At 72.4% G+C, this 23623-nt stretch carries 20 protein-coding genes; 10 read left to right on the top strand and 10 right to left on the bottom strand.

What is annotated here, in order from left to right; all coding sequences use genetic code 11:
• Positions 1-58: 58 nt before the first annotated feature.
• The 3 genes from thiI to macS all read right to left on the bottom strand — a co-directional run bounded on the left by thiI (position 59) and on the right by macS (position 3137).
• Positions 59-1255 carry a tRNA uracil 4-sulfurtransferase ThiI gene (gene thiI, locus ACWENQ_RS05245; RefSeq protein WP_449921237.1) on the bottom strand — a complete coding sequence of 399 codons (1197 nt, stop codon included), beginning with the start codon at positions 1253-1255 and terminating at the stop codon, positions 59-61.
• Positions 1256-1366: 111 nt separating this feature from the next.
• The gene (locus ACWENQ_RS05240) at positions 1367-2002 is read right to left on the bottom strand and encodes a response regulator transcription factor (RefSeq protein WP_354910087.1); all 636 of its coding nucleotides are present in this window, start codon (positions 2000-2002) and stop codon (positions 1367-1369) included.
• A 25-nt stretch (positions 2003-2027) separates the two neighbouring features.
• Entirely contained in the window at positions 2028-3137 is a 1110-nt protein-coding gene (gene macS, locus ACWENQ_RS05235) for a MacS family sensor histidine kinase (protein WP_452412931.1), read from the bottom strand.
• Between the two features lie 115 nt (positions 3138-3252).
• On the opposite strand from macS, the gene ACWENQ_RS05230 reads away from it, so the two are divergent.
• A complete protein-coding gene (locus ACWENQ_RS05230; RefSeq protein WP_449921243.1) occupies positions 3253-4308 on the top strand; it encodes an MHYT domain-containing protein in 1056 nt (351 codons plus the stop codon).
• A 232-nt stretch (positions 4309-4540) separates the two neighbouring features.
• Here the strand turns inward: ACWENQ_RS05230 and ACWENQ_RS05225 are convergent, their stop codons facing one another.
• The gene (locus tag ACWENQ_RS05225; RefSeq protein WP_354910081.1) at positions 4541-5566 is read right to left on the bottom strand and encodes a 6-phosphofructokinase; all 1026 of its coding nucleotides are present in this window, start codon (positions 5564-5566) and stop codon (positions 4541-4543) included.
• A 384-nt stretch (positions 5567-5950) separates the two neighbouring features.
• Between ACWENQ_RS05225 and ACWENQ_RS05220 the strand changes: the two genes are divergently transcribed.
• Entirely contained in the window at positions 5951-6661 is a 711-nt protein-coding gene (locus tag ACWENQ_RS05220; RefSeq protein WP_449921246.1) for a Clp protease N-terminal domain-containing protein, read from the top strand.
• On the opposite strand, the gene ACWENQ_RS05215 is transcribed toward ACWENQ_RS05220, so the two are convergent.
• The gene (locus ACWENQ_RS05215; protein ID WP_452412930.1) at positions 6658-7593 is read right to left on the bottom strand and encodes a lactonase family protein; all 936 of its coding nucleotides are present in this window, start codon (positions 7591-7593) and stop codon (positions 6658-6660) included. The two genes, ACWENQ_RS05220 and ACWENQ_RS05215, sit on opposite strands and share 4 nt — an antisense overlap.
• A gap of 22 nt (positions 7594-7615) precedes the next feature.
• Here ACWENQ_RS05215 and ACWENQ_RS05210 point away from each other — a divergent pair, with 22 nt between their 5' ends.
• From ACWENQ_RS05210 to ACWENQ_RS05200, 3 genes are all read left to right on the top strand, one after another.
• A complete protein-coding gene (locus ACWENQ_RS05210; RefSeq protein ID WP_452412929.1) occupies positions 7616-8539 on the top strand; it encodes a bifunctional helix-turn-helix transcriptional regulator/GNAT family N-acetyltransferase in 924 nt (307 codons plus the stop codon).
• Between the two features lie 81 nt (positions 8540-8620).
• Positions 8621-9250, top strand: a complete 630-nt coding sequence (locus ACWENQ_RS05205; protein ID WP_452412928.1) for a GNAT family N-acetyltransferase — start codon at positions 8621-8623, stop codon at positions 9248-9250.
• Positions 9251-9259: 9 nt separating this feature from the next.
• Positions 9260-9838: a TetR/AcrR family transcriptional regulator gene (locus ACWENQ_RS05200; RefSeq protein ID WP_452412927.1), complete on the top strand. Its 579-nt coding sequence runs from the start codon at positions 9260-9262 to the stop codon at positions 9836-9838.
• On the opposite strand, the gene ACWENQ_RS05195 is transcribed toward ACWENQ_RS05200, so the two are convergent.
• Positions 9820-10917 (bottom strand): alkaline phosphatase PhoX, encoded by a 1098-nt coding sequence (locus ACWENQ_RS05195; protein WP_449921260.1) that lies wholly within the window; start codon positions 10915-10917, stop codon positions 9820-9822. The genes ACWENQ_RS05200 and ACWENQ_RS05195 overlap by 19 nt on opposite strands.
• Before the next feature lie 142 nt (positions 10918-11059).
• On the opposite strand from ACWENQ_RS05195, the gene ACWENQ_RS05190 reads away from it, so the two are divergent.
• The gene (locus ACWENQ_RS05190) at positions 11060-13759 is read left to right on the top strand and encodes a KAP family P-loop NTPase fold protein (protein WP_452412926.1); all 2700 of its coding nucleotides are present in this window, start codon (positions 11060-11062) and stop codon (positions 13757-13759) included.
• A gap of 132 nt (positions 13760-13891) precedes the next feature.
• Here the strand turns inward: ACWENQ_RS05190 and ACWENQ_RS05185 are convergent, their stop codons facing one another.
• A complete protein-coding gene (locus tag ACWENQ_RS05185; RefSeq protein ID WP_354919314.1) occupies positions 13892-14359 on the bottom strand; it encodes a Dps family protein in 468 nt (155 codons plus the stop codon).
• 110 nt (positions 14360-14469) lie between these two features.
• Between ACWENQ_RS05185 and ACWENQ_RS05180 the strand changes: the two genes are divergently transcribed.
• Together ACWENQ_RS05180 and ACWENQ_RS05175 are read left to right on the top strand one after the other, a co-directional pair.
• Complete coding sequence (locus ACWENQ_RS05180) at positions 14470-15594, top strand: MerR family transcriptional regulator (RefSeq protein ID WP_449921267.1); 1125 nt, start codon at positions 14470-14472, stop codon at positions 15592-15594.
• The gene (locus ACWENQ_RS05175) at positions 15591-18326 is read left to right on the top strand and encodes a VIT domain-containing protein (RefSeq protein WP_452412925.1); all 2736 of its coding nucleotides are present in this window, start codon (positions 15591-15593) and stop codon (positions 18324-18326) included. Before ACWENQ_RS05180 ends, ACWENQ_RS05175 begins: the two co-directional genes overlap by 4 nt.
• A gap of 158 nt (positions 18327-18484) precedes the next feature.
• On the opposite strand, the gene ACWENQ_RS05170 is transcribed toward ACWENQ_RS05175, so the two are convergent.
• On the bottom strand, positions 18485-19996 hold the full coding sequence (locus tag ACWENQ_RS05170) for an SDR family oxidoreductase (protein WP_452412924.1): 1512 nt from the start codon (positions 19994-19996) through the stop codon (positions 18485-18487).
• 213 nt (positions 19997-20209) lie between these two features.
• On the opposite strand from ACWENQ_RS05170, the gene ACWENQ_RS05165 reads away from it, so the two are divergent.
• Positions 20210-20722 carry a fasciclin domain-containing protein gene (locus tag ACWENQ_RS05165; RefSeq protein WP_449921451.1) on the top strand — a complete coding sequence of 171 codons (513 nt, stop codon included), beginning with the start codon at positions 20210-20212 and terminating at the stop codon, positions 20720-20722.
• A 487-nt stretch (positions 20723-21209) separates the two neighbouring features.
• Entirely contained in the window at positions 21210-22076 is an 867-nt protein-coding gene (gene mmuM / locus ACWENQ_RS05160; RefSeq protein ID WP_452412923.1) for a homocysteine S-methyltransferase, read from the top strand.
• Here mmuM and ACWENQ_RS05155 read toward each other — a convergent pair.
• Complete coding sequence (locus ACWENQ_RS05155; protein ID WP_452412922.1) at positions 22009-22791, bottom strand: hypothetical protein; 783 nt, start codon at positions 22789-22791, stop codon at positions 22009-22011. The genes mmuM and ACWENQ_RS05155 overlap by 68 nt on opposite strands.
• Before the next feature lie 68 nt (positions 22792-22859).
• Positions 22860-23561, bottom strand: a complete 702-nt coding sequence (locus ACWENQ_RS05150) for a lysophospholipid acyltransferase family protein (protein ID WP_452412921.1) — start codon at positions 23559-23561, stop codon at positions 22860-22862.
• Between the last annotated feature and the right edge of the window lie 62 nt (positions 23562-23623).

Here is a 23623-nt window from a genome sequence, read left to right as displayed (position 1 = left end):
CGCCCGCTCACCGGGCCTGATACTCCCCCGCTCCTCTGGCATGGGACGCCGTGGCCCGTCAGAGGGTGTATTCCTGGATCGAGTCGGCGAGCTGCACCACGAGCTCCTCCGCGTCGAGGCGCTTCTCGATCAGCTTGAGGTCCTCGATCTTGGCACGGGTCTCGGCGCGCTTGGGCGCCAGCAGGCTGCAGCAGTCCTCGTCGGGCAGCTCGGAGATCTCCAGCGTGCCGATCCGCCGGGCCTCGGCCATGATCTCGGTCTTGTCCCAGCCGATCAGCGGTCGCAGGATCGGCAGGTCGACCGCGTTGTCCTGGGCGGTGATGTTCTGCAGCGTCTGGGAGGAGACCTGGCCGAGCGCGTCGCCGGTGACGAGCGCGCCCGCCCTGATGCGGTGGGCGACCTCCTCGGCCGTCTTCAGCATGAGCCGGCGCTGGGCGATCACGGCCAGCCGGTCCTGCCCTGAGGTCCTGATCGACTGCTGTGCCTTGCCGAACGGCACGACCCACAGCCGCGACTTGCCCTGGAAGCGGTCGAGCCTGCGCACCAGCGCGTACGCCTTGTAGATCGACTCGGAGGTGGTGAAGGGGATGCCGGAGAAGTGCAGGAAGTCGACGTGGAGCCCGCGGCGCATCATGCGGTAGGCGGCCACGGGCGAGTCGATGCCGCCGGACATCAGCACCAGGGCCCTGCCGCTGCTGCCCACCGGCAGGCCGCCCTGCCCGGGCAGCCCGTCGGTGAAGACGAAGACCTCGTCGCGGTCGACCTCGATGTAGACGGTCAGCTCGGGGTTCTTCAGGTCGACGGGCAGGCCGTAGGTGTCGTTGATGGTGCCGCCGACCAGCCGGTCGAGCTCGTTGGAGCGCAGCGGGAAGCGCTTGTCGCGGCGGCGCGAGCGCACCGCGAACTTGGCGCCCCGCCTGACCTCCTCGCGGTCCCTGATCAGCTCCAGCGCGGCCTTGACGACCGTGTCGGGGTCCTTGGCGACCCGCCACGCGCGGTGGATCCACACCAGGCCCGGCACGTCGGTCACGCGCTGGGCCACCTGGTCGGCGACCTCGACGCCGGTGCCCTCGGGCAGGAAGATCGCGATGACGCCGTGGCGCTGGCGCACGTCGGTCTTGAGGTCGAAGTCCTTCAGGGCGGCGCGGATGTTGCCGACGAGCCTGCGCTCGAACAGCTCGCGGTTCTTGCCTTTCAGGACGATCTCCCCCAGCTTGAGCAGCACGCACGGCTCGCCCAGGGCGGACATCGTCATGGCGGGAACCTCCGGGAGGAATGTGGGAACGCGGCCCCATCTGCAACGCCGCGACCTTACGAGTTTAGTCCGCCGCGCGGCGGCGAGACCCGCCCGGCGTGCGGTCGTCCGTCAGAGGTCCTCGTCGAGCCCCTGCTCGATCGCGTAACGGACCAGCTCGACGCGGTTGTGGAGCTGGAGCTTGTTGAGCGTGTTCTGGACGTGGTTCTGCACCGTGCGATGGCTGAGCACGAGCCGGTCGGCGATCTGCCTGTAGGACAGCCCCTTGGCCACCAGGCGCAGCACCTCGGTCTCCCGGTCGGTCAGCCGGGGACCCTCCGGCCGCGTGCGCGACTCTGCGGCCAGCCGGCGGTACTCCCCCAGCACCAGCCCCGCGAGCCCGGGCGTGAAGACCGCGTCGCCCACGGCGGTCCGCGCCACCGCGTCGAGGAACTCCTCCCGGCCGGCCGACTTGACCAGGTAGCCGCAGGCGCCGGCTTTCACCGCCTCCAGCACGTCCTCCTGCTCGGCGCTCGCCGACAGCACCAGGATCTTCACCCCGGGCAGCCCTCTGGCCACCTGCGCCCCCGACAGATCGGGCAACTGCAGGTCGAGGACGACCACGTCGGGCCTGACCGCCTCGGCCACCCGGAGCGCCTGCCGTCCCTCGCCCACGGCGGCGACCACCTCGTACCCCGCCTCGGCCAGGTCCCTGGCCACCGCGTCGCGCCACATGGGATGGTCGTCGACCACCATCACCCGCACCATGCCGTCACTCTAAGGGCCGCCACCTTCAGGACCGCCGGCGAAGCGGCGCGGGCACGGTGATCTCCACCTCGGTGCCCTCGCCGGGCGTGGACAGGATCGACACCCTGCCGCCCAGATCGGCCACCCGGCCCTTGATCGACTGGGCGACGCCGAGCCTCCCGTCGGCGCGCGCCTGCTCCAGCCGTCCTGCGGCGATGCCGGGGCCCTCGTCGCGCACGCTGACCGTCACCTCGCCGTCGCCCTCCTCGGCGAACACCCAGGCCCGCGCCCGCTCGCCGCAGTGGGCGCGCACGTTGTCCAGCGCCGCCCGTACGGCGGCCGCCGTCTCCTCGGCCACGCCGGTGGGCAGGACCAGCGGCGTGGCCGGCGTGGAGATCGTCACCTGGGCCGAGCCGAACCTCATGAGCAGCGCCCGCAGATCCGCCGCCCCCGTCGGCGCGGTCCGCACCGCGACCAGCTCGCGCAGCGCGGCCTCCTGCTCCCCGGCCAGCCTGCCCAGCTCGGCCGCCTCGCCGCCGAGCTCCTGACCACGGCGCTTGACCAGCGCCAGCACCTGCAGCACCGAGTCGTGGATGCCGCGGGCCAGCCGTTCGCGTTCGCGCTGGGCGGCCTCCATCTCGACGGCGCGCTGCATGCGCTCCTCGGCCCGTACCGCGAGGCGCGCCACGTGCCCGACGACGACTCCCGCCATGAACAGCAGGACCGCCCCGTTGATCAGGATCGGGGAGCCGGGCCCCGCCATCCGCACCCAGAGGTCGGTGCCCGCCACGATCGCCGCCGCCACCCCGCCCAGGCGGCGCCCGCCGTACACGGCCCAGGCCAGGACGGGGCCGGCGATCCAGATCGCGGGGACCGGCATGCTGCCGAGCTGCCCCTGGAAGGAACCCTGCACGTACGGCGTGGCCAGCAGGCAGCCCAGCGCCACCAGCATGTCGACGGTCAGCAGCGGCCAGCCGCGCAGGGCCTCGACGGAGTAGCAGACGGTGGCGGCCGCGGTCCACAGCGCCATGATCGCGATGACCGTCCAGCCGGCGACCGGGTGGGCGAAGCCCTCGTGCTGGAGCATCAGCACCGCCGCGTAGATAAGCGACGCGACCCTGAAGACCGCGATCGCCCGCCAGAAGGCATCGCCCATGAGAGGTTCTCACGTTTCCGACAGAGGAGATTGACAGATAGTTGAGCTATCCATGCAAATGGGATAGACACGCTGCGACAATCCGGAAGATCCCTATGGCAAGGATTGTCACAACATGAATCATTTCACCCAGGGTCCGCTCACGCCGATCCTCGCGTACGTGATGTCGTGTATGGGCTCGATGCTCGGCCTACGGCTCACCGCTCAGGCCAACGCCTCGACCGGCTCCTCGCGTGCGCGATGGCTCATCGGCGCGGCCATCTCCATCGGCGGCACCGGCATCTGGGTCATGCACTTCATCGCCATGATGGGCTTCGACGTCGAGGGCACCGAGATCAGGTACGACGTCCCGCTCACCGTCGCCTCGGCGCTGGTGGCCGTCGTCGTGGTCGGCGCGGGACTGTTCCTGGTCTCCTTCGGCCGCGCCAAGGTGCTCGCCCTGCTCGGCGGCGGCCTGCTGACCGGGCTCGGCGTGGCCGCCATGCACTACATGGGCATGTACGCCATGAACATGTCGGCCCACGTCACCTACGACCCGACGTTCGTGGGCGCCTCCGTCGTCATCGCGGTCGTCGCCGCGACGGTCGCTCTATGGTTCACCCTGCGCGTCAGGCGGGCCCTGGCGATCACCGGCGCCGCGCTGATCATGGGTGTCGCCGTCGCCGGCATGCACTACACGGGCATGTTCGGGATGAGCGTCCAGCTCCACACCGCATCCGGGCACGTGGCCGGCGCGGACGCGCTGTCCTTCCTCGTGCCGTTGATGACGGTGGTCAGCCTCATCACGCTGACCATGCTGCTGATGGTCATCCTGTCTCCGTCGCAGGCGGAGATGCAGGAGGACGCCGAGCTGATGGCCCGCCTCGAGAGGCGCCGCCAGGCGGCCGAGAGCGCCCAGACCCTTCGCGCGCCCGTGCCCGCGGGCCCGCCCGCGCAGGGCCGGTCGCAGCGCGGCCGTCCCCCGCAGGGCCTGCCCCCGCAGGGCCTGCCCGAGCAAGGGCGGCCCGTGCACGGGCGGCAGGAGCGCGGCCGGGCCGCGCAGGGGCTGGGCGAGCAGGGACGGCCGGAGTACGGCAGACCCGAGTACGGCGCCGCCCCGCAGGCGGGCGGCCCCCTCCCCAGGAGGACGCAGGCGCCCTACGGCCGGCCCCAGCAGCACCCACGGGGTTGAGACATCCGCACGCGAGGGCCGCGGCGGCCGGGGCGATCCCGGATCCGCCGCGGCCCTCGCGGCGTTTCTCCCGGCCCTCCGGCCTGCGGGGACGGCGAGAGCGACAGCATCCGGCGGGTACGGCTCGCCCCCTTCATCATGGGCCGCGACAATCAGGGGCGAGCCGTACCCGGAGGGAATGGAGCGGTCTCCCGCTCTGCCCTCACGGTACGGCCCGCCAATTGCAATCCGCTTAACCGAAGAAGACCTCGGCCTCCTCGTAGCGCTCGACCGGGACGGTCTTCAGCTCCGAGGTGGCCTCGTCGAGCCCCACGCGCACGATGTCGGTGCCGCGCAGCGCCACCATCGTGCCGAAGTCGCCGGCGTGGACCGCGTCGATGGCCTGCAGCCCGAACCTGGTGGCCAGCACCCTGTCGAAGGCGGTCGGCGTGCCGCCGCGCTGGATGTGGCCGAGCACGGTCGTGCGAGCCTCCTTGCCGGTGCGCTTCTCGATCTCCTTGGCCAGCATCTCGCCGATGCCGCCGAGCCGTACGTGGCCGAAGGCGTCGAGCTCGCTCGCCTGCAGTGTCATCTGCCCCTCGAGGGGGTGGGCGCCCTCGGCGACCACGATGATCGGTGAATAGCGCGTGCGGAAGCGCGACTCGACGTACTCGCAGACACGGTCGATGTCGAACGGCTTCTCGGGGATGAGGATGACGTTGGCACCGCCCGCCATGCCCGCGTGCAGCGCGATCCAGCCCGCGTGACGGCCCATGACCTCGCAGATCAGCGCCCTGTGGTGGGACTCGGCGGTGGTGTGGAGCCGGTCGATGGCCTCGGTGGCGATGTTGACGGCGGTGTCGAAGCCGAAGGTGTAGTCGGTGCCGGACAGGTCGTTGTCGATGGTCTTGGGCACGCCGACCACCTTGACCTCACGGTCGGACAACTGGCGGGCGACACCGAGGGTGTCCTCGCCGCCGATGGCGATCAAGGCGTCGATCCCGCTCGCGGTGAGGTTGTCCTTGATCCGGTCGACGCCACCCTCGATCTTGATCGGGTTCGTGCGGGACGAACCCAGAATCGTGCCACCCCGCGGCAGGATCCCTCGCACGGCCTGGATGTCGAGCGGCATGGTGTCGCCCTCGAGGGGGCCGCGCCAGCCGTCCCTGAAGCCGACGAACTCGTGCCCGTAAACGCTGACACCCTTGCGAACAACAGCCCTGATCACAGCATTGAGACCGGGGCAGTCGCCGCCTCCGGTGAGCACTCCAATACGCATGGCGGGTTCCTCCCGATGGGGTTCACGGCCAAACTGCTGGGGCGGTGCCTTCGACGTATCGCCGATGCAACGCATTGTGCCCTTTGGTACCGGCAATGGTCTAGACCAAAAGGCGGGTGCCGTGCGCGGTCCGACGCCGGACGCGGGCACGACAGGCGTGACCGCGCCGGCCGACACCGGGGAGGGGCGGATCGGGTCGCGTGGTCACGAGGAGTTCCCTGCCCATCCTGGCCGGATCGAACACGCGCCGGAGGAGATCATCCGGCGGCGCCCGCGGCGCGGCGTACCGCTCCAGGACGGGGTATCGACGGACTCACCGGCGAGCGGCGGACCGAGCGTCAACCAACGGTTGACGACCCTTTATCGTCAACCTATGGTTGACGAATGGAGAACACCGTCAGGCTCGACGACCTGATCTCAGCGATCAAGACCCGCGGCGGCGATCCGCTCGACCAGCTGTCCGACGCGGTCACGCTCGGCGAACACCTCGGCGACGTCGCCGACCACCTCATCGGCCACTTCGTGGACCAGGCGCGGCATTCGGGCGCCTCCTGGACGGAGATCGGCCGCAGCATGGGCGTGAGCAAGCAGGCCGCGCAGAAGCGGTTCGTGTCGAAGGACGGCCCCACCCTGGCCGAGGACCTGCGCAACTACGCCCGCTTCACCGAGCGCGCCCGCCACGTGGTCGTCCAGGCCCAGGCGGAGGCGCGCGACGGCGGGCACGACCAGATCGAGGTGGGCCACCTCGTGCTCGGCCTCCTGCACGAGCCCGAGGGCATCGCCGCCAAGATCATGGTTACGCTCGGGGCGAGCCCCACGGCCGTGCGGGAGGCGGTGACGCCGCCGGCCGGGTCAGGCGCGCCCGACATGATCGCCTTCTCCGCCCAGGCCACCAAGGCGCTCGAACTCACCCTGCGTGAGGCGCTACGGCTCGGCCACAACTACGTGGGCACCGAGCACATCCTCCTGGGCGTCCTGTCGCTGGAGGAGGGCCCCGCGACGGCGGCGCTGACCGGCCTGGGCGTGACCAAGGAGGCGGTGGAGCCGGAGATCAGGCGGCTGCTGAGCGCGATCCTCGCGGCCAGGCCTGACTAGCGGGGCAGCACGCAGGCGGGCGCGACCACCTCGATGCGCCCGCCCGTCGGCCGGGGCAGGCCGCCGTGCAGTGACAGCACGGAGACCGCGTCGTCGGTCTGGTTGGCCACGTACATGGCGGCGCCGTCGATGGCGAAGTGCCGGGGCCAGGCACCGCCGCTGGACACCTCCGTCACCGGCGCCAGATCGGTCCTGCGCAGGACCGCGATCGTGTCGGGGCCGCGGTTGGCGACATAGACGTAGTCGTCGGCCGCCTCGATGTGCGAGGGATAGTTCGTGCCCGGCGCCTGGCTGGCGGGGGCGGCCGCCAGCTCGTTCCAGTGGCTGTCGTAGCTGCGCACCATGGCGTCGAGCTCGCCGGCCACATGGCAGCGGTCGCCGTCGAACACCAGGTGGCGGGGACCCATCCCGGCGGGCAGCTTCACGAACTCCAGCGCGCGGCCGTCGAGCGCGTAGCGGCGGATCTCGTCGGTGCCGAGATCGCACACGTGCAACACGTCCTGATGGAAGACGATCTGGTGGGCGTGGGGCCGCTCCTGCCGTTCCCACACCGGACCGGAACCGTGGTGGGTGAGCACGACGGGTTCACCGGCGAAGGCGCCGTTCTCGTCGAGCTCGTGCAGGCTCACGACGCCGTCGCCGTAGTTGGCCACCGCCAGCAGCCGCCCGCCCGGATGCACGGCCACATGGCACGGCTGGCCGCCCTCGCTGGAGCGCTCGCCGAGCGGGGCCGGCCGGTCGGCGGCCACCGAGTAGGCGCTCACGGTGCCGCGGTCGTCCTCGCCCACGGCGTACAGCACCGGCATCGCGGGATGGAACGCCAGGAAGGAGGCCTTGTGGGCCGCGGCGCGCGCGAGCACGGCCAGATCCTTGCCCGCGACCACGATGTCGGGACCGTATCCACCAATGAACAGGTGCTTCACAACAGACATCCTCTCATGCTTGACTGTGTCAATGAACTCATTGACCGAGGCAAGGATCGCTGAGATCAGGGCCTTCAATCGCTTCTACACCAAGGTGATCGGCGTCCTGCAGCTCGGCATGCTCGATTCGCCCTACTCCCTGACCGAGGTGAGGGTGCTGTTCGAGCTCGCCAGCGCCGAGGGGCCGGCGCTGGAGGCGGGCGAGCTGCGGCGCATGCTCGACCTCGACGCCGGATACCTGAGCAGAATCCTGGCCAGGTTCGAGGCCGACGGCCTGCTCGTCAGGGAGCGGTCCTCGAGCGACGCCCGCAAGCAGGTCGTCCGGCTCACCGAGGCCGGCACGACCACCTTCGCCGGGCTCGACCGGCGCCAGAGCGAGCGGATCAGCCAGTTGCTCGACGGGCTCGGCGAGGAGGAGCAGGCACGACTCGTCGCGGCGATGTCGTCGATCAGGAAGACGCTCGGCCGGGAGGCGCCCGCCTCGCGCGTGCCGTACGTCATCAGGCCGCCGCGCACGGGCGATCTCGGATGGGCCGTCTGGCGGCACGCGGCGCTGTACGGCAAGGAGTACGGCTGGGGCCTCGAGTTCGAGAAGGTCGTCGCGCGCATCGTCAGCGAGTACGACCCGGCCAGGGACACGGGCTGGATCGCCGAGATCGACGGGGAGCCGGTCGGCTCGGTGTTCTGCGTGCACAAGGACGACACCACCGCGCAGCTGCGGATGCTGCTGGTGGAGCCCGCGGCGCGCGGGCTCGGCCTGGGGCGGCGGCTGGTGGAGGAGTGCCTGCGGCACGCGCGGGAGTCGGGGTACAAGCGGATCGTGCTGTGGACCAGGGACTCGCTGGTGAGCGCGCGCAGGATCTACCAGGCGGCGGGCTTCAGCCTGGACTCGGAGGAGACGTCGGTCGAGAACGGGGTGGACGTCGTCGAGCAGGTCTGGTCCCTCGACCTCTGAAGCGGGCCCGCACTCCCCGGCCTGCGGATTGCGGTAGATCAGGAGGGGATGCCGCGTCCCCGACGACAGGAGAGACCCTTGATGACACTGGCCGAGCTGCTGTCCGACGTGGCGGCGGGCAGGCTTCCCCGCGCCGACGGCACGGTGACGATCGTGCCGCAACCCAGCCACCGCGACATGGGCGTGATCGCCTTCACCGCGCACAGCGTGGTCTTCGCCGACCTCGACCACGGCTGGCTGCGCGACAGGCTGCCCGACGGCGACCTGTCCGCGCCGCTGAACCCGCCGTTCCTGCGGGCGCTGGAGCTGGAGACCGGCAGGACGGTCGACAACCTCGACGCGCTCCTGCTCGCCCGGCCGCTGGCAGGGCCGCCGCCCGCCGGGCTCACCGAGATCACCGACGACGGCCATCCCCGCGTGGCGCGCGCCATGCGGCACCGTGACGCCGTACGCGTGTGGGCCGGCGAGGAGGGCGTGCTGGTGATCGGCAGGGGCGTGGCGGGGCGGTGGGAGGTCGCGGTGGAGGTCGATCCCGCCCACCGGGGACGCGGCGTGGGCCGGAGGCTGGCCGCGGCGGCCCGCGCGCTGTGCGACGAGCCGCTGTGGGCGCAGGTCGCCCCGGGCAACGCGGCCAGCCTGCGCGCCTTCCTGGCGGCCGGGTTCACGCCCGTGGGCGCCGAGGCACTGCTGGTCGCCGACGAAACTCGGTAAACTGCTCGCATGTCCGGCCGTCCGGTACGCCGCCAGGCGCGGGGCCTCAAGCGCATGGCCGAGATCCTCGACGCGGCGGAGCTGGTCATCGCCGAGGTGGGCTACCCCGACCTCACGACGAACCAGGTGGCGGCGCGGGCGGGCATGTCGCCCGGCTCGCTGTACCAGTTCTTCCGCAACAAGGACGAGATCCTCGACGGCCTGGTGGCCCGCTACACCGACGAGCGCGGCGAGTACTGGGCCGAGCGGCTGGCCGCCGTCACCCCCGAGGTGCCGCTGGAGGCCCTGGTGGCGGCGTTCGTCGACGAGAGCGTGGCCTTCAAGAGCCGCTCGCCCGCCTACTGGGCCCTGCTGTACGGCTCGGCCACGGGCGACCGGCTGGCGGCCGCCTCGCAACGGCTGCACGCGGCGATCGCCGAGCAGGTCGCCGCGCTGCTCCTGCGCCGCTCCCCCGGCCTCGACCCCGACCGGGCCCTGCTGATGGGCACGATGGCGGTCTCCATGGTCAAGGCCGTGATCCCGCACCACTCGCCCGCGCTGACCGAGGAGCTGAAGGCGGCGCTGACCGGCTACTTGAGCAACGCCTGAGCGAAAGGCCCCGTCACCTCGAAGGTGTGGCCGTCGAGCCCGCCCGCGTCGCCCTTCCTGCCCCGCTGCGAGGAGAAGTAGAGCCGCCTGCCGTCGGGGGAGAAGGCGGGCCCGGTCAGCTCCGACCGGTCGTGGCCCGCCAGCCGCAGGAACGGGGAAACCTCTCCCGAGCGGCCGACCAGGCTGATCTCCATGTTGCCGCCGTCCTCGGCGACGAACAGCTCGCCCGCCTCCGAACCGGTGATGTTGTCGGCGCCCCGCACCCTCGACAGCGGCTCCAGGCTGCCTTTGACGGCGTCGTAGGCCCACACCTTGCCGTCGCCCTTGGTGGTGAAGTAGCAGACGCCGCCCATGTAGTGGCAGCCCTCACCGCCGTCGAAGTGCCTGGCGTCGTCGACCTGGTGGCGGGTGGCCCTGGTGAGCGCGGCCGGCGAGGGGACACGCCGCCAGGCGCCCGACGTGGTCAGCACCTCCAGCGTGCCCTCCGTCAGGTCGCCCCAGTCGCGCGGCCTGAACCGGTAGAAGCACCCGTCAGGCTCGTCCTCGGTCAGGTAGACGACCTGCCGGTCGGGGTCGCAGGCGGCGGCCTCGTGCTTGAAGCGGCCCATGGCCAGGCGGGGGCGGGCGGCGCGGGAGCCGTACGGGTCGCACTCGAAGACGCGGCCCCTGGTGACCTCCTCGCACGACAGCCAGGTGTTCCACGGGGTGGCGCCGCCGGCGCAGTTGAGGTCGGTGCCCGACAGGATGCGGTAGGCGTCGCGGACGGCGCCGTCAGGCCCGAACCGCAGCGCCGACGCGCCGCCGAGCAGCGGGATCTCGGAGTTGGACACGTAGATCCAGCCGTCGCCGTCGGGGAAGCAGGCACCGCCGTCCGGGGCGGCGTGCCACCTCAGGCCCGCCACCTTGCGCCCCGAACGGGCCACCACCCGGCCCGTGAAGCCCTTGGGGAGCGCCAGTCCGTCGGCGTTGGGCTTGCCGAGCGGCCCGTAGGGGCCGGCGGCGGCGTGGGCCTCCGGCGAGCCGAGCCACAGGGAGCCGACCACGACGGCGCCCGTGCGGAGCACTGTTCTGCGCAACATGTGGGGCCCTCCCTGTCGGTTGCCACGCTAGGCCCAAGCCCTTGCCCAGTCGATCGGAATGACATGAATGGAAAGGGATCGCGCGGTCAAACTCTGCGCAAACCCTGCGCCACCGCCGATCCTGGGTCCCAGCATCCTGGACATGACACCCATGCGGCCGGCACCCCGGATCAAGGCCCGCAGGGCCCTGGTCTTCCTGGACGGTGAGCCCTCCCGCAGGTTCGCGCACGCCCTCCGGCAGTGCGCGTTCGGCGTGCGCACCTGCGGCCCTGAAACCCCCTTCCCCGACCTGGCGGCCTTCCTCCAGTCGGCCGAGCCCGGCGAGCTGCTACTGGTCCGCTGGCCCGCCGGATCGGCGTGGGTGCCGAGCGCGTTCACGGGACTGATCGCCGAGTTCTCGCGGCGGCTCGGCGACTCCTGCGCGGCGGCGCTGCTGCTGGTGGTCGACTTCGGCTGGGTGCTGCACACCGGCCCCGAGCAGCCCGGCCACGCGCGGCTCAACGTGCCGGGCGACCCACCCGTGGCCGCCGCCGCCCTGACGGCCGCGCTCGGCCGCGGCACCGAGCGGCCCGGCCCCGCCCCCTCCCTCACCGGGCTGCTGGCCGACGGCCTGCTGTCCCGGCGCGACGCGGTCACGGTCGCCGACCTGTACGGCATGGCGCGGCAAGCCTACGAGGAACGCGGCTCCGACCTGCGCGCGATCATGTTCGGCCACGGCGACATCGAGGACGTGACCGTCAGCGCGGGCCGTACCCCGGGAGAGGTGGCGCTGGCGCACACGGCGGCCATGCTGAGAGCGGTGGGCGAGCGGGAGGTGCCCGAATCGGCGGCCGAGATCGTCGCCCGCGTCCACGACCTGCACCTGAGCGAGGCCGCGCGGCGGCTGCTGCCCGTGGCCTCGCTGCTCGGGCCCGCCGAGCAGCTGACGGCCGACCACGCCGCCCTGCTGGACGCCCGCGAAGGCCTGGACGAGCTGGTCCGCTGGGGTCTGGCCCCGGTTCCGCACCAGGCGGTACGCGAGTTCGGCGGATCGCTGCTGACACTCGAGGAGGCCGACCGGCTGGCGTGGAACCTGCGGCGGCTGCGCGCGGGCCGCACCGCCGTACGGCCGAGAGCCCGCCTGACCCCGGACCGGTGGACGCTCGACGACCGGCTCGGGCACCGCGTCTACGCCGAGGCGATGGCCGCCTTCATCCGCCACCCCGACACCCAGCCGCCGCTGACGATCGGCGTGAAAGGGCCGTGGGGCGTCGGCAAGACCTCACTCATGCGGATGGTGCAGGAACTTCTCGACCCGGGAGCCAGCGGCGAGAACCCGGTCGGGCTGCGCGTGCCGCGCCGCGAGCGCGGCCAGGTGACCAACGCCGAGATCCTCGATCGGGTACGGCGGGCGGTCGCCCCGCGCGCCGGCCGGGCCGTACCGGAGGCCGGGGGCGACTGGCGGCCGACGGTCTGGTTCAACCCGTGGATGTACCAGGACGGCGAGCAGGTGTGGGCCGGTCTCGCCCACGAGATCATCACGCAGGTCACCCGGCGCCTGCCGCCCGCCGAGCGGGAACGGTTCTGGCTGGAGCTGAACCTCACCCGGGTCGACAGGGAGTCCGTCCGCCGCCAGGCCTACCGGCTGGCCCTCACCAGGCTCGCGCCCGCCGGGATCGCGCTGGCCGGCACGCTGCTGCTGTCCGGCGCGGCGCTGGCGGCCGAACAGCTGCTGCCGTGGCTGAAGGGCGCGGCCGCCGCGATCGGCTCGTCGGGCGCCCTGGCCTCGATGATCACCGGGACGCTGCGGATGGCCAGGTTCTTCGGCGAGGCGGCGAGCGGCAGCTTCAGCGACCTGATGCGCCCGGCCGACCCGCTCGGTCTCGCCGGCGAGCACGGCTACCGCGGCAAGGCGGGCTTCCTGCACCTGGTGCAGACCGACATGCGCAACGTGCTGGACCTGGTGGCCACCCCCGAACGCCCGCTGGTGGTGTTCGTCGACGACCTCGACCGCTGCTCCGCCGGCACGGTCGCGCACGTCATCGAGGCGATCAACCTGTTCCTGGCGGGCGAGTTCCCCAACTGCGTCTTCGTGCTGGCGATGGAGCCCGACGTGGTGGCCGCGCACGTCGAGAACGCCTACCGGGGGCTGCGGCTGCCCGAAGGCGTCGGCTGGCGGTTCCTGGAGAAGATCGTGCAGCTGCCGCTGAGCGTGCCGCAGCTCGACGAGGACCGCCTGCCCCACTACCTGCGCGGCCTGCTCGGCCTGCAGGCCGACGACGCGCCGCCGTCCGCCGAACCCGTACGGGAGGAGGAGATCGACAAGGTGGAGGCCGCCATCAGGCGCCTGTCGCCCACGTCGGCGACCCTGGAGCACAGCGTCCGCCACGCGCAGCACGCCCTCGGCGCCCGCCCCGAAGAGGTACGGCGGGCCGCCGACCGCGTCTTCGGCGACCTCTACAGCGACGAGAACGCCTTCCACGCCATCGGGGGCACCCTCCCGTGGCTCGACCTGCGCAACCCGCGCGAGGTGAAGCGGTACCTCAACGTGTTCCGCTTCTACTCGTTCGTCAGCTACCGGCGGCAGCTGGCCGGGGCGCCCCGCACGCCCGACGCGGCGGTGGCCAAGCTGGCCGCCCTCACGGTCGGGTGGCCGCACCTGCTGTCGGCGCTGACCAGGGAGGCGCACCCGGGCGCGACCGTGCTCGACCGGCTGGAAGGGGCGGCGCTGCGGGGCGACGGCGACGCGTGGCTGCGGGCGCTGGTGGAGGCCGAGGTGGCCACCCACGGGACGGAGGAGGGGCTGCGCCTGCTGCTGGCCACCCGCCCCCCGATCGCCACGCTGGCCGCCTTCTTCCTGTAGCCCTCCGCCCTTCCTGCCGCCCTCCGCCCGGCTTCCCGCGGTCCCTCCGCCCGGGGCCTTCGCCCGGCGCGGCGCAGGGCCGTGCGCATGGGCGTGCCGTGCGGGTGCCGTGTCCGGCGCAGGGCCGTGACGTCAGCGCTGGGCCTGGAACATCCAGTGCTGCTTCTCGACGTCCTGCGTGACGGCGATCAGCAGGTCCTGCGTCACGGGGTCCGGCTCGTCGGTGGCGGCGACCCGCTCCCGCATCCGCCTGATGACGCCTTCGAGGATGTCGGTGAAGGTCGCGACGACCTTGCCGTCCTCGATCCAGCCGTGTTCCGGCTGCGGCAGCTTCGTCGACGCCGCGATCGTGGCCGAGCGCCCGTCGGGGTTGATCCCCAGCGCGACGGCACGCTCCGCGACGGTGTCGGCGTGCTCACGCGCGACCGTCACCAGCTCGTCCAGCTGCAGGTGCAGCGGACGGAAGTGGGGACCGATCACGTTCCAGTGGGCCTGCTTGCCCACCAGAGACAGATCGATCAGGTCGACCAGCGCCCCCTGCAGAGCCTCCGCGACAACCTTGCGCGCGTCGCCCGACAGCGGTCCGGTGATCGTAGCCATGAGGTTTCCTCTCGTCGCTCGACAATCTGGTCTCCCCCGTAACAACCCCGGCCACCAGCCGAATCTTCCCCATCTTGACACTGCAACGATGACAGTGTCATTGTTGCATCATGAGCGAGACCTGGACGATCAGCGAGCTGGCGGAGCGCGCCGCCGAGCATCTGCGCGCCTCGGGCCAGCAGGTCAACGGCCGGGTGCGCGAGGTGCCGAGCGAGCGGCTGATCCGGTGGTACGCCACGATCGGGCTCCTCGACCCGCCGCTCACCAGGCGCGGCAGGGTGGCCCTCTATGGGCGGCGGCACCTGCTGCAACTGGTGGCGATCAAGCGGATGCAGGCCGACGGATCGTCCATCGCCGAGATCCAGGTCGCTCTGGCAGGCGCCACCGACACGATGCTCGCCCGGGCCGCCCACCTCACCCCGCCCACCGAGACCTCTCCCCCGCACCCCCCGCGCGACCCCGCCGAGCCGTCTGCCCCGGAGCGCACAGTCGCTCCCCCGCCGGTTCCGGCCGCGCCTTCTCAGCCCTCCCCCACCGCATCGTCCGCCCAGGAGCGCACAGCCACGTCCCCGCCGGTCTCAGCCGCGCCTGCCCAGGCCGCCCCCGCCGCGCCGGGGCCGACTCCCCCGCAGCCTCATGCCACACCTTCGGCGTCCGCTCCACCGAACGCCTCCCGACCGCCCGCGACCGCTGCGCTCCGTCCCGAAGCCACCCCCGGCCCGGCGCCATACCAGGCGCCGCCCCGCGACCCTTCACGGGTCCCCGATCCGATCCACGACCTCGCTCCCCACCGGGACCACGCCCCTGCCGCCGGCGCCGGGCCCGACGCGTCTCTCACCGCCGACCCAGCGTCGCCGTCATGGCCCCCGGCGGTTCCCGGCGGCTCGTCCCCCAGCCCGCCGTCGCCATCTGCCCCCGCCGCGGGTCCCGGATCCGCCTGGCCGCCCGACGGAGGGTCCTGGATGGCTCCGGCCCCGCTCCTCGGCGCGCCGGGCGGCCCCGACATCGTGTGGCCGGGTGAAGGCGCACGGCCGAGGTTCTGGGCGCGCCGGCCCCAGCACGGCCCGCGGTCATGGCCTGTCCACGGCGTACGGCTGGCCGAGGGCGTGACGCTGCTCATCGACGGCGCCGGCCGTACCCCCTCAGAAGCCGACATCGAGGCAGTCCTCGCCGCCGCCGGACCGCTTCTCGCGGTGCTCGAAGAGCGCCGCCTCCACGAAGGGAGCGCGACATGAAGATCATCTCGCTGGACCCGACAGAGTGCCTGCCGCTCCCCGAGGCCGGCATGGGCGCGCTGCGGACCGAGCGCGGCAACCTCCCGATGGAGAGCGTCGACGTCGTCGCGCGCATCAGCGGGCTGATCGCGGGCGTGGAGGTGGCCCAGGGCTTCCGCAACCCGTTCGACGTGACGTTGGAGGCCACGTACGTCTTCCCGCTGCCGGACAGGGCGGCCGTGACCGCGTTCACGATGGAGGCCGACGGCCGGGTGATCGAGGGGGTGCTCAAGGAGCGCGGCCAGGCCAGAGCCGACTACGACAGGGCGCTCAGCGAGGGCAGGCGGGCCGCGCTCGCCGAGGAGGACAGGCCCGACGTCTTCACGATCACGGTGGGCAACATCCTGCCGGGCGAGCGCGTCACCGTGCGCCTCACGCTGAGCCAGCCGCTGCCGTACGAGGACGGTGCGGCCACCTTCCGCTTCCCCCTCGTGGTCGCGCCCCGCTACATCCCCGGCGCGCCCGTCGACGGCGCCCCCGCGGGCGGCGGCGTGGCCCCCGACACCGACGCCGTTCCCGACGCCTCCCGCGTCACCCCGCCCGTGCTGCTGCCGGGCTTCCCCCATCCGGTACGGCTGTCGCTGCGCGCCGACGTCGATCCGGCGGGCCTCGAGCTGCGCGAGCTGGCCTCGAGCCTGCACGTCGTCCAGCGCGAGGGCACGACCGTCGAGGTACGCCCCGGCGAGCGCCTCGACCGCGACTTCATCCTGCGCCTGGGCTTCGACGCCTCGACGGCGCTGCTGCTCGACGGCGAGGGCACCTTCGACCTGACCGTGCTGCCGCCCGCGCTCCCGGAGCGGCGTACCCCCCGCGACGTGGTGTTGCTGCTCGACCGCTCGGGCAGCATGACCGGCTGGAAGATGGTGGCGGCCCGGCGTGCCGCCGCCCGCATCGTCGACACGCTCACCGGCGACGACAGGTTCGCGGTGCTGACGTTCGACTCGGTGGTGGAGCCGGCGTTCGAGGGGCTGCGGGCGGCCTCCGACCGCAACCGCTACCGCGCGGTCGAACACCTGTCGAGGGTCGACGCCCGCGGCGGCACCGAACTGCTCGCCCCGCTCCGGCGGGCCATCACCCTGCTCGCCCAGCCCCGGGCGGCCGGCACGGATGCCATCGCCCAGGACGGCGTCGCCGCCCCGCCCGGCGGGCCCGTCGGCGAGCCCGCCACCGCGCCGGGCGAGCCGGTCGAGGACGGGCCTCGCGACCGGATCGTCGTGCTGGTCACCGACGGCCAGGTCGGCAACGAGGACCAGATCCTGGAGCAGACCGGAGGCGCCCTGTCGGCCATGCGCGTGCACGTCGTCGGCATCGACAGGGCCGTCAACGCGGGCTTCCTCGGCAGGCTCGCCAGCCTCGGCGCCGGCCGCTGCGAGCTGGTCGAGTCGGAGGACCGCCTCGACGCCGCCATGGACCACATCCACCGCAGGATCGGCGCCCCGCTGGTCACCGACCTGTCGTTGAAGGGCCTCGACGTCGAGGCCGGCACCGTCACTCACCTGGGCGCGATCTTCCCTGGCGTCCCGCTGACCGTGTCGGGGCGCTACCGCGACGGCTCCTCCGTCACCGTCCACGGTCTCGCGGGCGGCGCGCCGTGGGAGCAGACCGTTCCCGGCACCGTGGTAGACAATCCCGCCATCCGCGCCGTCTGGGCCCGCGCGCACCTGCGCGACCTGGAGGACCGCTACGCCATGGGCGAGCACGACCTGGAGTCCAGGATCGTGGAGACCTCCCTCATCTACGGCGTGCTGTGCCGCTTCACCGCATACGTCGCCGTCGACACCCGCCAGGTCACCGACGGCGCCCCCGAACACCACGTGATCCAGCCCGTCGAACCGCCCAGCGGGTGGGAGCCACCCATGGCGCCACCCGCCGCGTCCGGCATGATGTTCACCGCGATGGCGGCCGCCGCTCCCGTCACCCCGCCCAGGCCGGCCGCCCCCAGGCGTACCGGCTCGCCGGCCCCCGGGGGCCTGCCCGAGCCCGGCGCTCCGGCCTCCGGCGGCTTCTCGGGCGGCTTCGGCACGGCCCACGTCGCGGAGTCCGCGCCTGGACCGGCAGCACCAGCAGGACCGTCAGACACCGGACAGCACGGCAGCCCTGGTGGGCCCGGAGGGCCCGGCGGAGCTGGAGGGCCCGGAGGGCCCGGCGGAGCTGGAGAGCCCGGGGCTGGAGAGCCTGCTGGATCTGGAGGGTCCGGTGTCTCCGGTTTGCCCGGCGGAGGCGGCGACCGCGGTGGACCCGGCGGGTCCGGCGGGGTGCGCTGGTTGCCTGAAGGACCCTCGCGCGAAGCGAGCGAGGACGCGGCACGCGTCACGCGTGGCAGGCCGTCCCGCGGGCTCAGCGCCAGGCTCGGCCGCGGGAAGGCCACCCCGCCGCGTCCGGCGGCCGGGCAGTCGCTCGACCTGGTCAGACCGCAGCTGGTGGCCGAACTCGACCGGCTGAAGACGGTCCACGTCGACCGCCGGCTCTACCTGGCCGATCTAGGCAGCAGGCTGGCCGCCCTCGCCGCCCATCTCGGCGGTCATGCCGAGCTGTCGGCGCTGGCCACCGAACTCGAAGCGGCCGAACACCCCGGCGCCGACACGGACGCGCTGTGGGCACGCGCGGTGGAGGTCCTCACTCTGCTGGTGGGCGAGTCCTCCACCGACTCCGCCACCCGCCGCTCCCGCCCGTTCTGGAAACGAGGAGGCTGAGGACGGGTCCGGCGTTCGGAGACAGGATGGAGGGTCCGAGAGCCCATGGCCGCGTGGATTCACCGCCGCGCGGCCTCCATCCAGCAGCCCAGTGACCCGGCGGCGGAGGACGCTGCCCTGTCGTCAGCGTGCCCGCCCCTGGGTCCCGCCGTCATCTCTCACCCTCCGGGGCTCACCCGTGGCCCGCCATCCGGTCCTCGGCGTGCGGTGTCGCGGGCCGCGGCCGCCACGTTCCTCGGCATCCGGCCGAAGATCAGCCCGTGGAAGGGGAGGATCGTCCACCAGTAGAGGTGCCCGAGCAGACCGTGGGGATGGAAGACGGCCCGCTGGTGGTAGACGGTGCGCCCGTTCTCGAGGTGCTGGCTCAGCTCGAGCCAGGCCAGTCCGGGCAGCCGCATCTCGGCGCGCAGCCGTAGCAGGTGTCCGTGTTCGATCTCCTCGACCCGCCAGAAGTCGATGGAGTCGCCGACCCGGAGTCGCAGCGGGTCGCGGCGGCCTCGGCGCAGGCCCACCCCGCCGACCAGCCGGTCGAGGACGCCGCGGATCTTCCATGCGACGGGGAGGGAGTACCAGCCGTTCTCGCCGCCGATGCCCTCGATGACCCCCCACAGCTCTTCGGGGGCGGCGCTGACGACCGCGCTGCGCTGGTCGATGTAGAGGCTGCCGCCCGCCCAGTCCGGGTCGGTGGGGAGAGGGTCGCTCGGCGCGCCCGGTACGGCCGCCGAGGACCATCGGGTCGCCACGTCGACTTCCTTGATCTTCTGGAGCGCGAGCGATACGGCCCGGTCGAAGCGGATCAGGCCGTCCGGCGGGTCGCCGACGTACCGGGCGATGTCGTGCTCGCGGCACACGGCCTGGGTGCGCAGCGACTCCACCAGGGGGCGGGCGATCGAGGCGGGGACCGGCGTGACGAGCCCCACCCACAGGCTCGACAGCCTGGGTGTCAGCAGCGGCACGGGGATGATCAGTCGCGGGGGCAGGCCGGCCACGGCCGCGTAGCGGTTCATCATCTCGGCGTAGGTCAGCACGTCGGGCCCGCCGATGTCGAAGTCCCTGTTGACCTCCTCGTCGATCGCCGCCCACGCCACGAGGTAGCGCAGCACGTCCCGGACGGCGATGGGCTGGGTACGGCTGCGCACCCAGCGCGGCGTCGTCATCACCGGCAGCCGCTCGGTCAGGTACCGCAGCATCTCGAAGGAGGCCGACCCGGACCCGATGATCACCGCGGCGCGGAGGACCACGGTCGGCACCCCTGACGACAGGAAGATCTCGCCGACCTCGGCGCGGGAGCTCATGTGCGTCGAGACGGCCCGGCCTTCGCCCGGCTCCGGTGTGAGGCCGCCGAGGTAGACGATCCGCCGGACCCCGGCACGCCGCGCCGCGGCGGCGAACGTGCGCGCCGCCTGCCGGTCGGCGGCGGCGAAGTCCCGGCCGCCGCTCATGGAGTGGATGAGGTAGTAGGCGACGTCGATGCCGCGCAGGGCGTCGGCGGTCCGGTCGAGGTCGCGAGCGTCGGTCTCGGCGATCTCGGTTCGTCCTGCCCAGGACAGGTCGCGCAGCCGTCCCGCCGAGCGCACCATGCAGCGCACGTCGTGCCCGGCGGCGAGCAGTTCGGGTACGAGCCGTCCGCCGATGTACCCGCTCGCCCCGGTCACCAGACATCGAGCCATACAGCACGCTTGCCCGGCAGAACGGCAGGCTCGTCACGCTTTGACCTTTCTTGACAGCTCAATGGAATTGTCATGCTTTGCCGTTTCTTGGGCCGCCTGTCGCCTCCGGGCCATCGGAAAGGCCGAATACCGGGCTGACGACACAATCCCAGACAAGGAAGCACCATGAGACGCATCTTCCTTTTTCCGGCGGCCCTGACCCTGGCCGCCACCATGGCGGTCAGCACGATGGCCACCGCCATGTCCGGGGCGGCCGAGGAGCCGTTCGGTCCCGCGTGCTCGGCCGTACCCGACTCGGGCACCGGCAGCTTCAGCGCGATGGCCGAGCAGCCCGTGGCGACGGCGGCGGCCACCACCCCCGCACTGTCCACGCTGACCGCCGCCGTGGCGAAGGCCGGGCTCGTGGACACGCTCAACTCCGCCAAGGACATCACCCTGTTCGCGCCGACGAACGCCGCCTTCGCCGCGATCCCGCAACAGACGCGGGATCGGGTACTGGCCGACAAGGAGATGCTCACCAAGGTCCTCGCCTATCACGTGGTCAAGGGTGAGCAGACGCCCACCGACCTGGCCGACGCCACACTCACCACTCTCGAGGGCGGCCGGCTGACCACCTCGGGCTCGGGAGAGAGCTATCGGGTGAATGACGCCAAGGTGGTCTGCGGCGACGTTCGCACGACCAACGCGACCGTGTACGTCATCGACAGGGTCCTCATGCCCGAGTAACCGACACGACGGCTCTCGCGGGCGGGGCCTCCACCGTCCGCCAGACCGGGCGAGGGCCCACCGTCCGCCAGAGCGGGCGGGGGCCCATCGTCCGCCGGACCGGGCGGGGGTTCTCACCGTCGCGAGTTCGGGAGGCCCGGCACCTCCCGGGGGTCGGGGTGCATCACCCACCCTTGCGTCGAGTACCGCAGGCAAGCGAGGCGCCGTCCGATGACGGTCACGGAAGGGAGGGAAAGCACACGGGAAGCGGGCGGAGGCGCACGCGAGGAGCGAGTGGAGGCGCACGCGGTAGTGGGGGGCGGCCGGCCCCCATGGCGAGCGCGGGCAGGGCGGGAGTCTTCCTGCCGCCGGGGCAGGATTTCTCGGGGCCGAATGCGGGCGCGAGCCTCCACGGGTGTGCTCGCACCGACCACATCCGGACGAACGAGCGCGGGAGGCGCCCGTCCTACGGGAAGAACGCCCAGGCAGCAGCGCATAAGGTGATGGTGTGAGCACACTTGTCCTGGATGGCGGTCTTGCCACCCACCTCGAAGCCCTGGGTGCCGACCTGAGCGACGACCTGTGGTCGGCCCGGCTGCTGGTGGAGGACCCCTCCCTGATCCGCCGCGTCCACGCCGACTACTTCGCCGCCGGCGCGCAGGTGGCCACGACCGCCAGCTACCAGGCCTCCGTCCCCGGCTTCGTCAAGCGGGGGATGTCCGAGCGCGAGGCCGCCGACCTGATCGCCCTGTCCGTCGAGCTCGCCGTCCAGGCCAGGGACGAGGCGGGCGGCGGTCTGGTCGCGGCGAGCGTCGGCCCCTACGGCGCGTACCTGGCCAACGGCGCGGAATACACCGGTGACTACGACCTCGACGAGGACGGCCTGGTCGCCTGGCACCGTCCGAGGTGGGAGATCCTGGCGGGTTCGGGCGCTGACCTGCTGGCCTGTGAGACCATCCCGTCGTTCGCGGAGGCCAAGGCGATCGGCCGCCTCCTCAAGGAGACGCCCGAGACGAAGGCCTGGCTCGCCTTCTCCTGCCGCGACGACAAGCACCTCAACGACGGCACCCCGATCAGGCTCGCCGCGGCCCTGTTCGCCGACAGCCCGCAGGTGGTGGCGGTCGGCGTGAACTGCACCTCGCCGGCCCACATCCCGGGCCTGATCCGGCAGCTGGCCGGGTTCACGATCGTCGTCTACCCGAACTCGGGCGAGACGTGGGACGCGGACAACCGGCGCTGGCTGGGGACCGCCGACCCGGCCGAGTTCGGCGAGGCCGCCAGGGAGTGGAAGGAGCTGGGCGCCGCTCTCATCGGGGGCTGCTGCCGTACGACGCCTGAGCACGTGCGGCGGGTGCGCGAAGCCACCGCAGGGTGAGCAGCGCCCCGGCGAGGACGACGCCCGCGATCACGAGGTAGCCCGCCGACATGCCGTGGGTGGCCAGGGCGGCGCCCATGAGCGTGGGCCCGACGGCGTAGACCAGGTACGGCGTGCCGGCGCCCGCGAACGACAGCGTCACCAGCCCGGCCACGACCAGCGCGAGCCCGGACGGCACCGCGACGCGCGGGTCGAAGCGCGCCGACAGCCGGGACAGCACGATCATCGGGATGGTGAGGGGCAGGATCGCCAGGCCGGTGAGCAGCGGCGACAGGCCCATGACGTCCTGCAGGTAGCGGGCGTTGACGAAGAACAGCGCGAACAACCCGAAGAAGAGCACGGCGACGCCGAGCGTGCCCGCGCGCAGTCCCGGCCTGGCGAACAGGCGGGGGTCGAGCAGCGGCCCCGCCGTACGGAACTGGTGGGCGACGAATCCCGCGAGGAGCGCGGCGGCGACGGCGAAGGCGCCGAGCACGGGGGCGCTGAGCCAGCCGTGCGAGGGTCCTTCGATGACGCCGAACAGCAGCGCGACGGATCCGGCGATCAGCAGCGCGGCGTCGGGCAGGTCGAGGTCGGCGTGGTGGCGGGGCAGCCGGGGCGCGAGCCTGGCGGTGAGCAGGGCGAGCAGCCCGGCGATCGGGACGGGGATGAGGAACAGCGCCTGCCACGGCAGGCGCAGGCCTGGCATCCTCGCCACGACGCCGACGCGGCGCACGCGTGGCTGCGCGCCACCATCAAGCGGGCGTTCGAGGACAGCGGGCGGCGCCAGGCTGCCGAGGAGGGTTAGGCGCGTGCCGCCCTGGCGGCGCGCTCCATCTCGACCCTGGCGCTGGCGGCGTACTTGTCGACGTACTCCTGGCCCGACAGCTCCATCAGCGCGTACATGATCTCGTCGGTGACCGCGCGAAGCACCAGGCGGTCGTCCTCCATGCCGTAGTAGCGGGAGAAGTCGAGCGGCTTGCCGAAGCGCACGCCCGGCCTGATGCCGAGCTTGGGCAGCGGCCGTCCCGGCGGCATCATCTCGAAGGTGTTGACCATGGCCCAGGGGATGACCGGGGCCCGCGACTCCAGCGCCAGCCTGGCCACGCCGGTCTTGCCCTTGTAGAGGCGGCCGTCGGGCGAGCGGGTGCCCTCGGGGTAGATGCCGAGCACGCTGCCCTCGGCGAGGATCCGCTTGCCGGTGCGCAGCGCCGCCTCGCTGGCCTTGCCGCCCGAACGGTCGATCGGCACGGTGCCGACGCCGCTGAAGAACAGCCGGGTGAAGAAGCCCTTGACGCCGCGGCCGGTGAAGTAGTCGGATTTGCCGAGCGAGATCACCTTGCGCGGCAGGTGGAGGGCGCCGAAGAAATGGTCGGCGAAGGACAGGTGGTTGCCCGCGAGGATGACGGGCCCCTGACGCGGCACGTTGTCGAGGCCCTCGGCCCACGGCCGGAAGATCAGATGCAGGAACGGCGCCAAGATGGCCTTGACCACCCAATAGAACACCTGGCCACCTCTCCCTCGGAACAGTCGGTAATCATCTTCGCATCTCGGTGGCCAAGCTCCTA

Source organism: Nonomuraea sp. NPDC004354, assembly GCF_053602555.1.
Note: the sequence above shows the minus strand (reverse complement) of the source record. Positions and strands in the feature narration are given on the sequence as shown.

Coding starts and splice junctions, on each gene's coding strand:
- thiI (WP_449921237.1), bottom strand. CDS start 1,255: ATGACGATGTCCGCCCTGGGCGAGCCGTGCGTGCTGCTCAAGCTGGGG.
- ACWENQ_RS05240 (WP_354910087.1), bottom strand. CDS start 2,002: ATGGTGCGGGTGATGGTGGTCGACGACCATCCCATGTGGCGCGACGCG.
- macS (WP_452412931.1), bottom strand. CDS start 3,137: ATGGGCGATGCCTTCTGGCGGGCGATCGCGGTCTTCAGGGTCGCGTCG.
- ACWENQ_RS05230 (WP_449921243.1), top strand. CDS start 3,253: ATGAATCATTTCACCCAGGGTCCGCTCACGCCGATCCTCGCGTACGTG.
- ACWENQ_RS05225 (WP_354910081.1), bottom strand. CDS start 5,566: ATGCGTATTGGAGTGCTCACCGGAGGCGGCGACTGCCCCGGTCTCAAT.
- ACWENQ_RS05220 (WP_449921246.1), top strand. CDS start 5,951: ATGGAGAACACCGTCAGGCTCGACGACCTGATCTCAGCGATCAAGACC.
- ACWENQ_RS05215 (WP_452412930.1), bottom strand. CDS start 7,593: ATGTCTGTTGTGAAGCACCTGTTCATTGGTGGATACGGTCCCGACATC.
- ACWENQ_RS05210 (WP_452412929.1), top strand. CDS start 7,616: ATGAACTCATTGACCGAGGCAAGGATCGCTGAGATCAGGGCCTTCAAT.
- ACWENQ_RS05205 (WP_452412928.1), top strand. CDS start 8,621: ATGACACTGGCCGAGCTGCTGTCCGACGTGGCGGCGGGCAGGCTTCCC.
- ACWENQ_RS05200 (WP_452412927.1), top strand. CDS start 9,260: ATGTCCGGCCGTCCGGTACGCCGCCAGGCGCGGGGCCTCAAGCGCATG.
- ACWENQ_RS05195 (WP_449921260.1), bottom strand. CDS start 10,917: ATGTTGCGCAGAACAGTGCTCCGCACGGGCGCCGTCGTGGTCGGCTCC.
- ACWENQ_RS05190 (WP_452412926.1), top strand. CDS start 11,060: ATGACACCCATGCGGCCGGCACCCCGGATCAAGGCCCGCAGGGCCCTG.
- ACWENQ_RS05185 (WP_354919314.1), bottom strand. CDS start 14,359: ATGGCTACGATCACCGGACCGCTGTCGGGCGACGCGCGCAAGGTTGTC.
- ACWENQ_RS05180 (WP_449921267.1), top strand. CDS start 14,470: ATGAGCGAGACCTGGACGATCAGCGAGCTGGCGGAGCGCGCCGCCGAG.
- ACWENQ_RS05175 (WP_452412925.1), top strand. CDS start 15,591: ATGAAGATCATCTCGCTGGACCCGACAGAGTGCCTGCCGCTCCCCGAG.
- ACWENQ_RS05170 (WP_452412924.1), bottom strand. CDS start 19,996: ATGGCTCGATGTCTGGTGACCGGGGCGAGCGGGTACATCGGCGGACGG.
- ACWENQ_RS05165 (WP_449921451.1), top strand. CDS start 20,210: ATGGCGGTCAGCACGATGGCCACCGCCATGTCCGGGGCGGCCGAGGAG.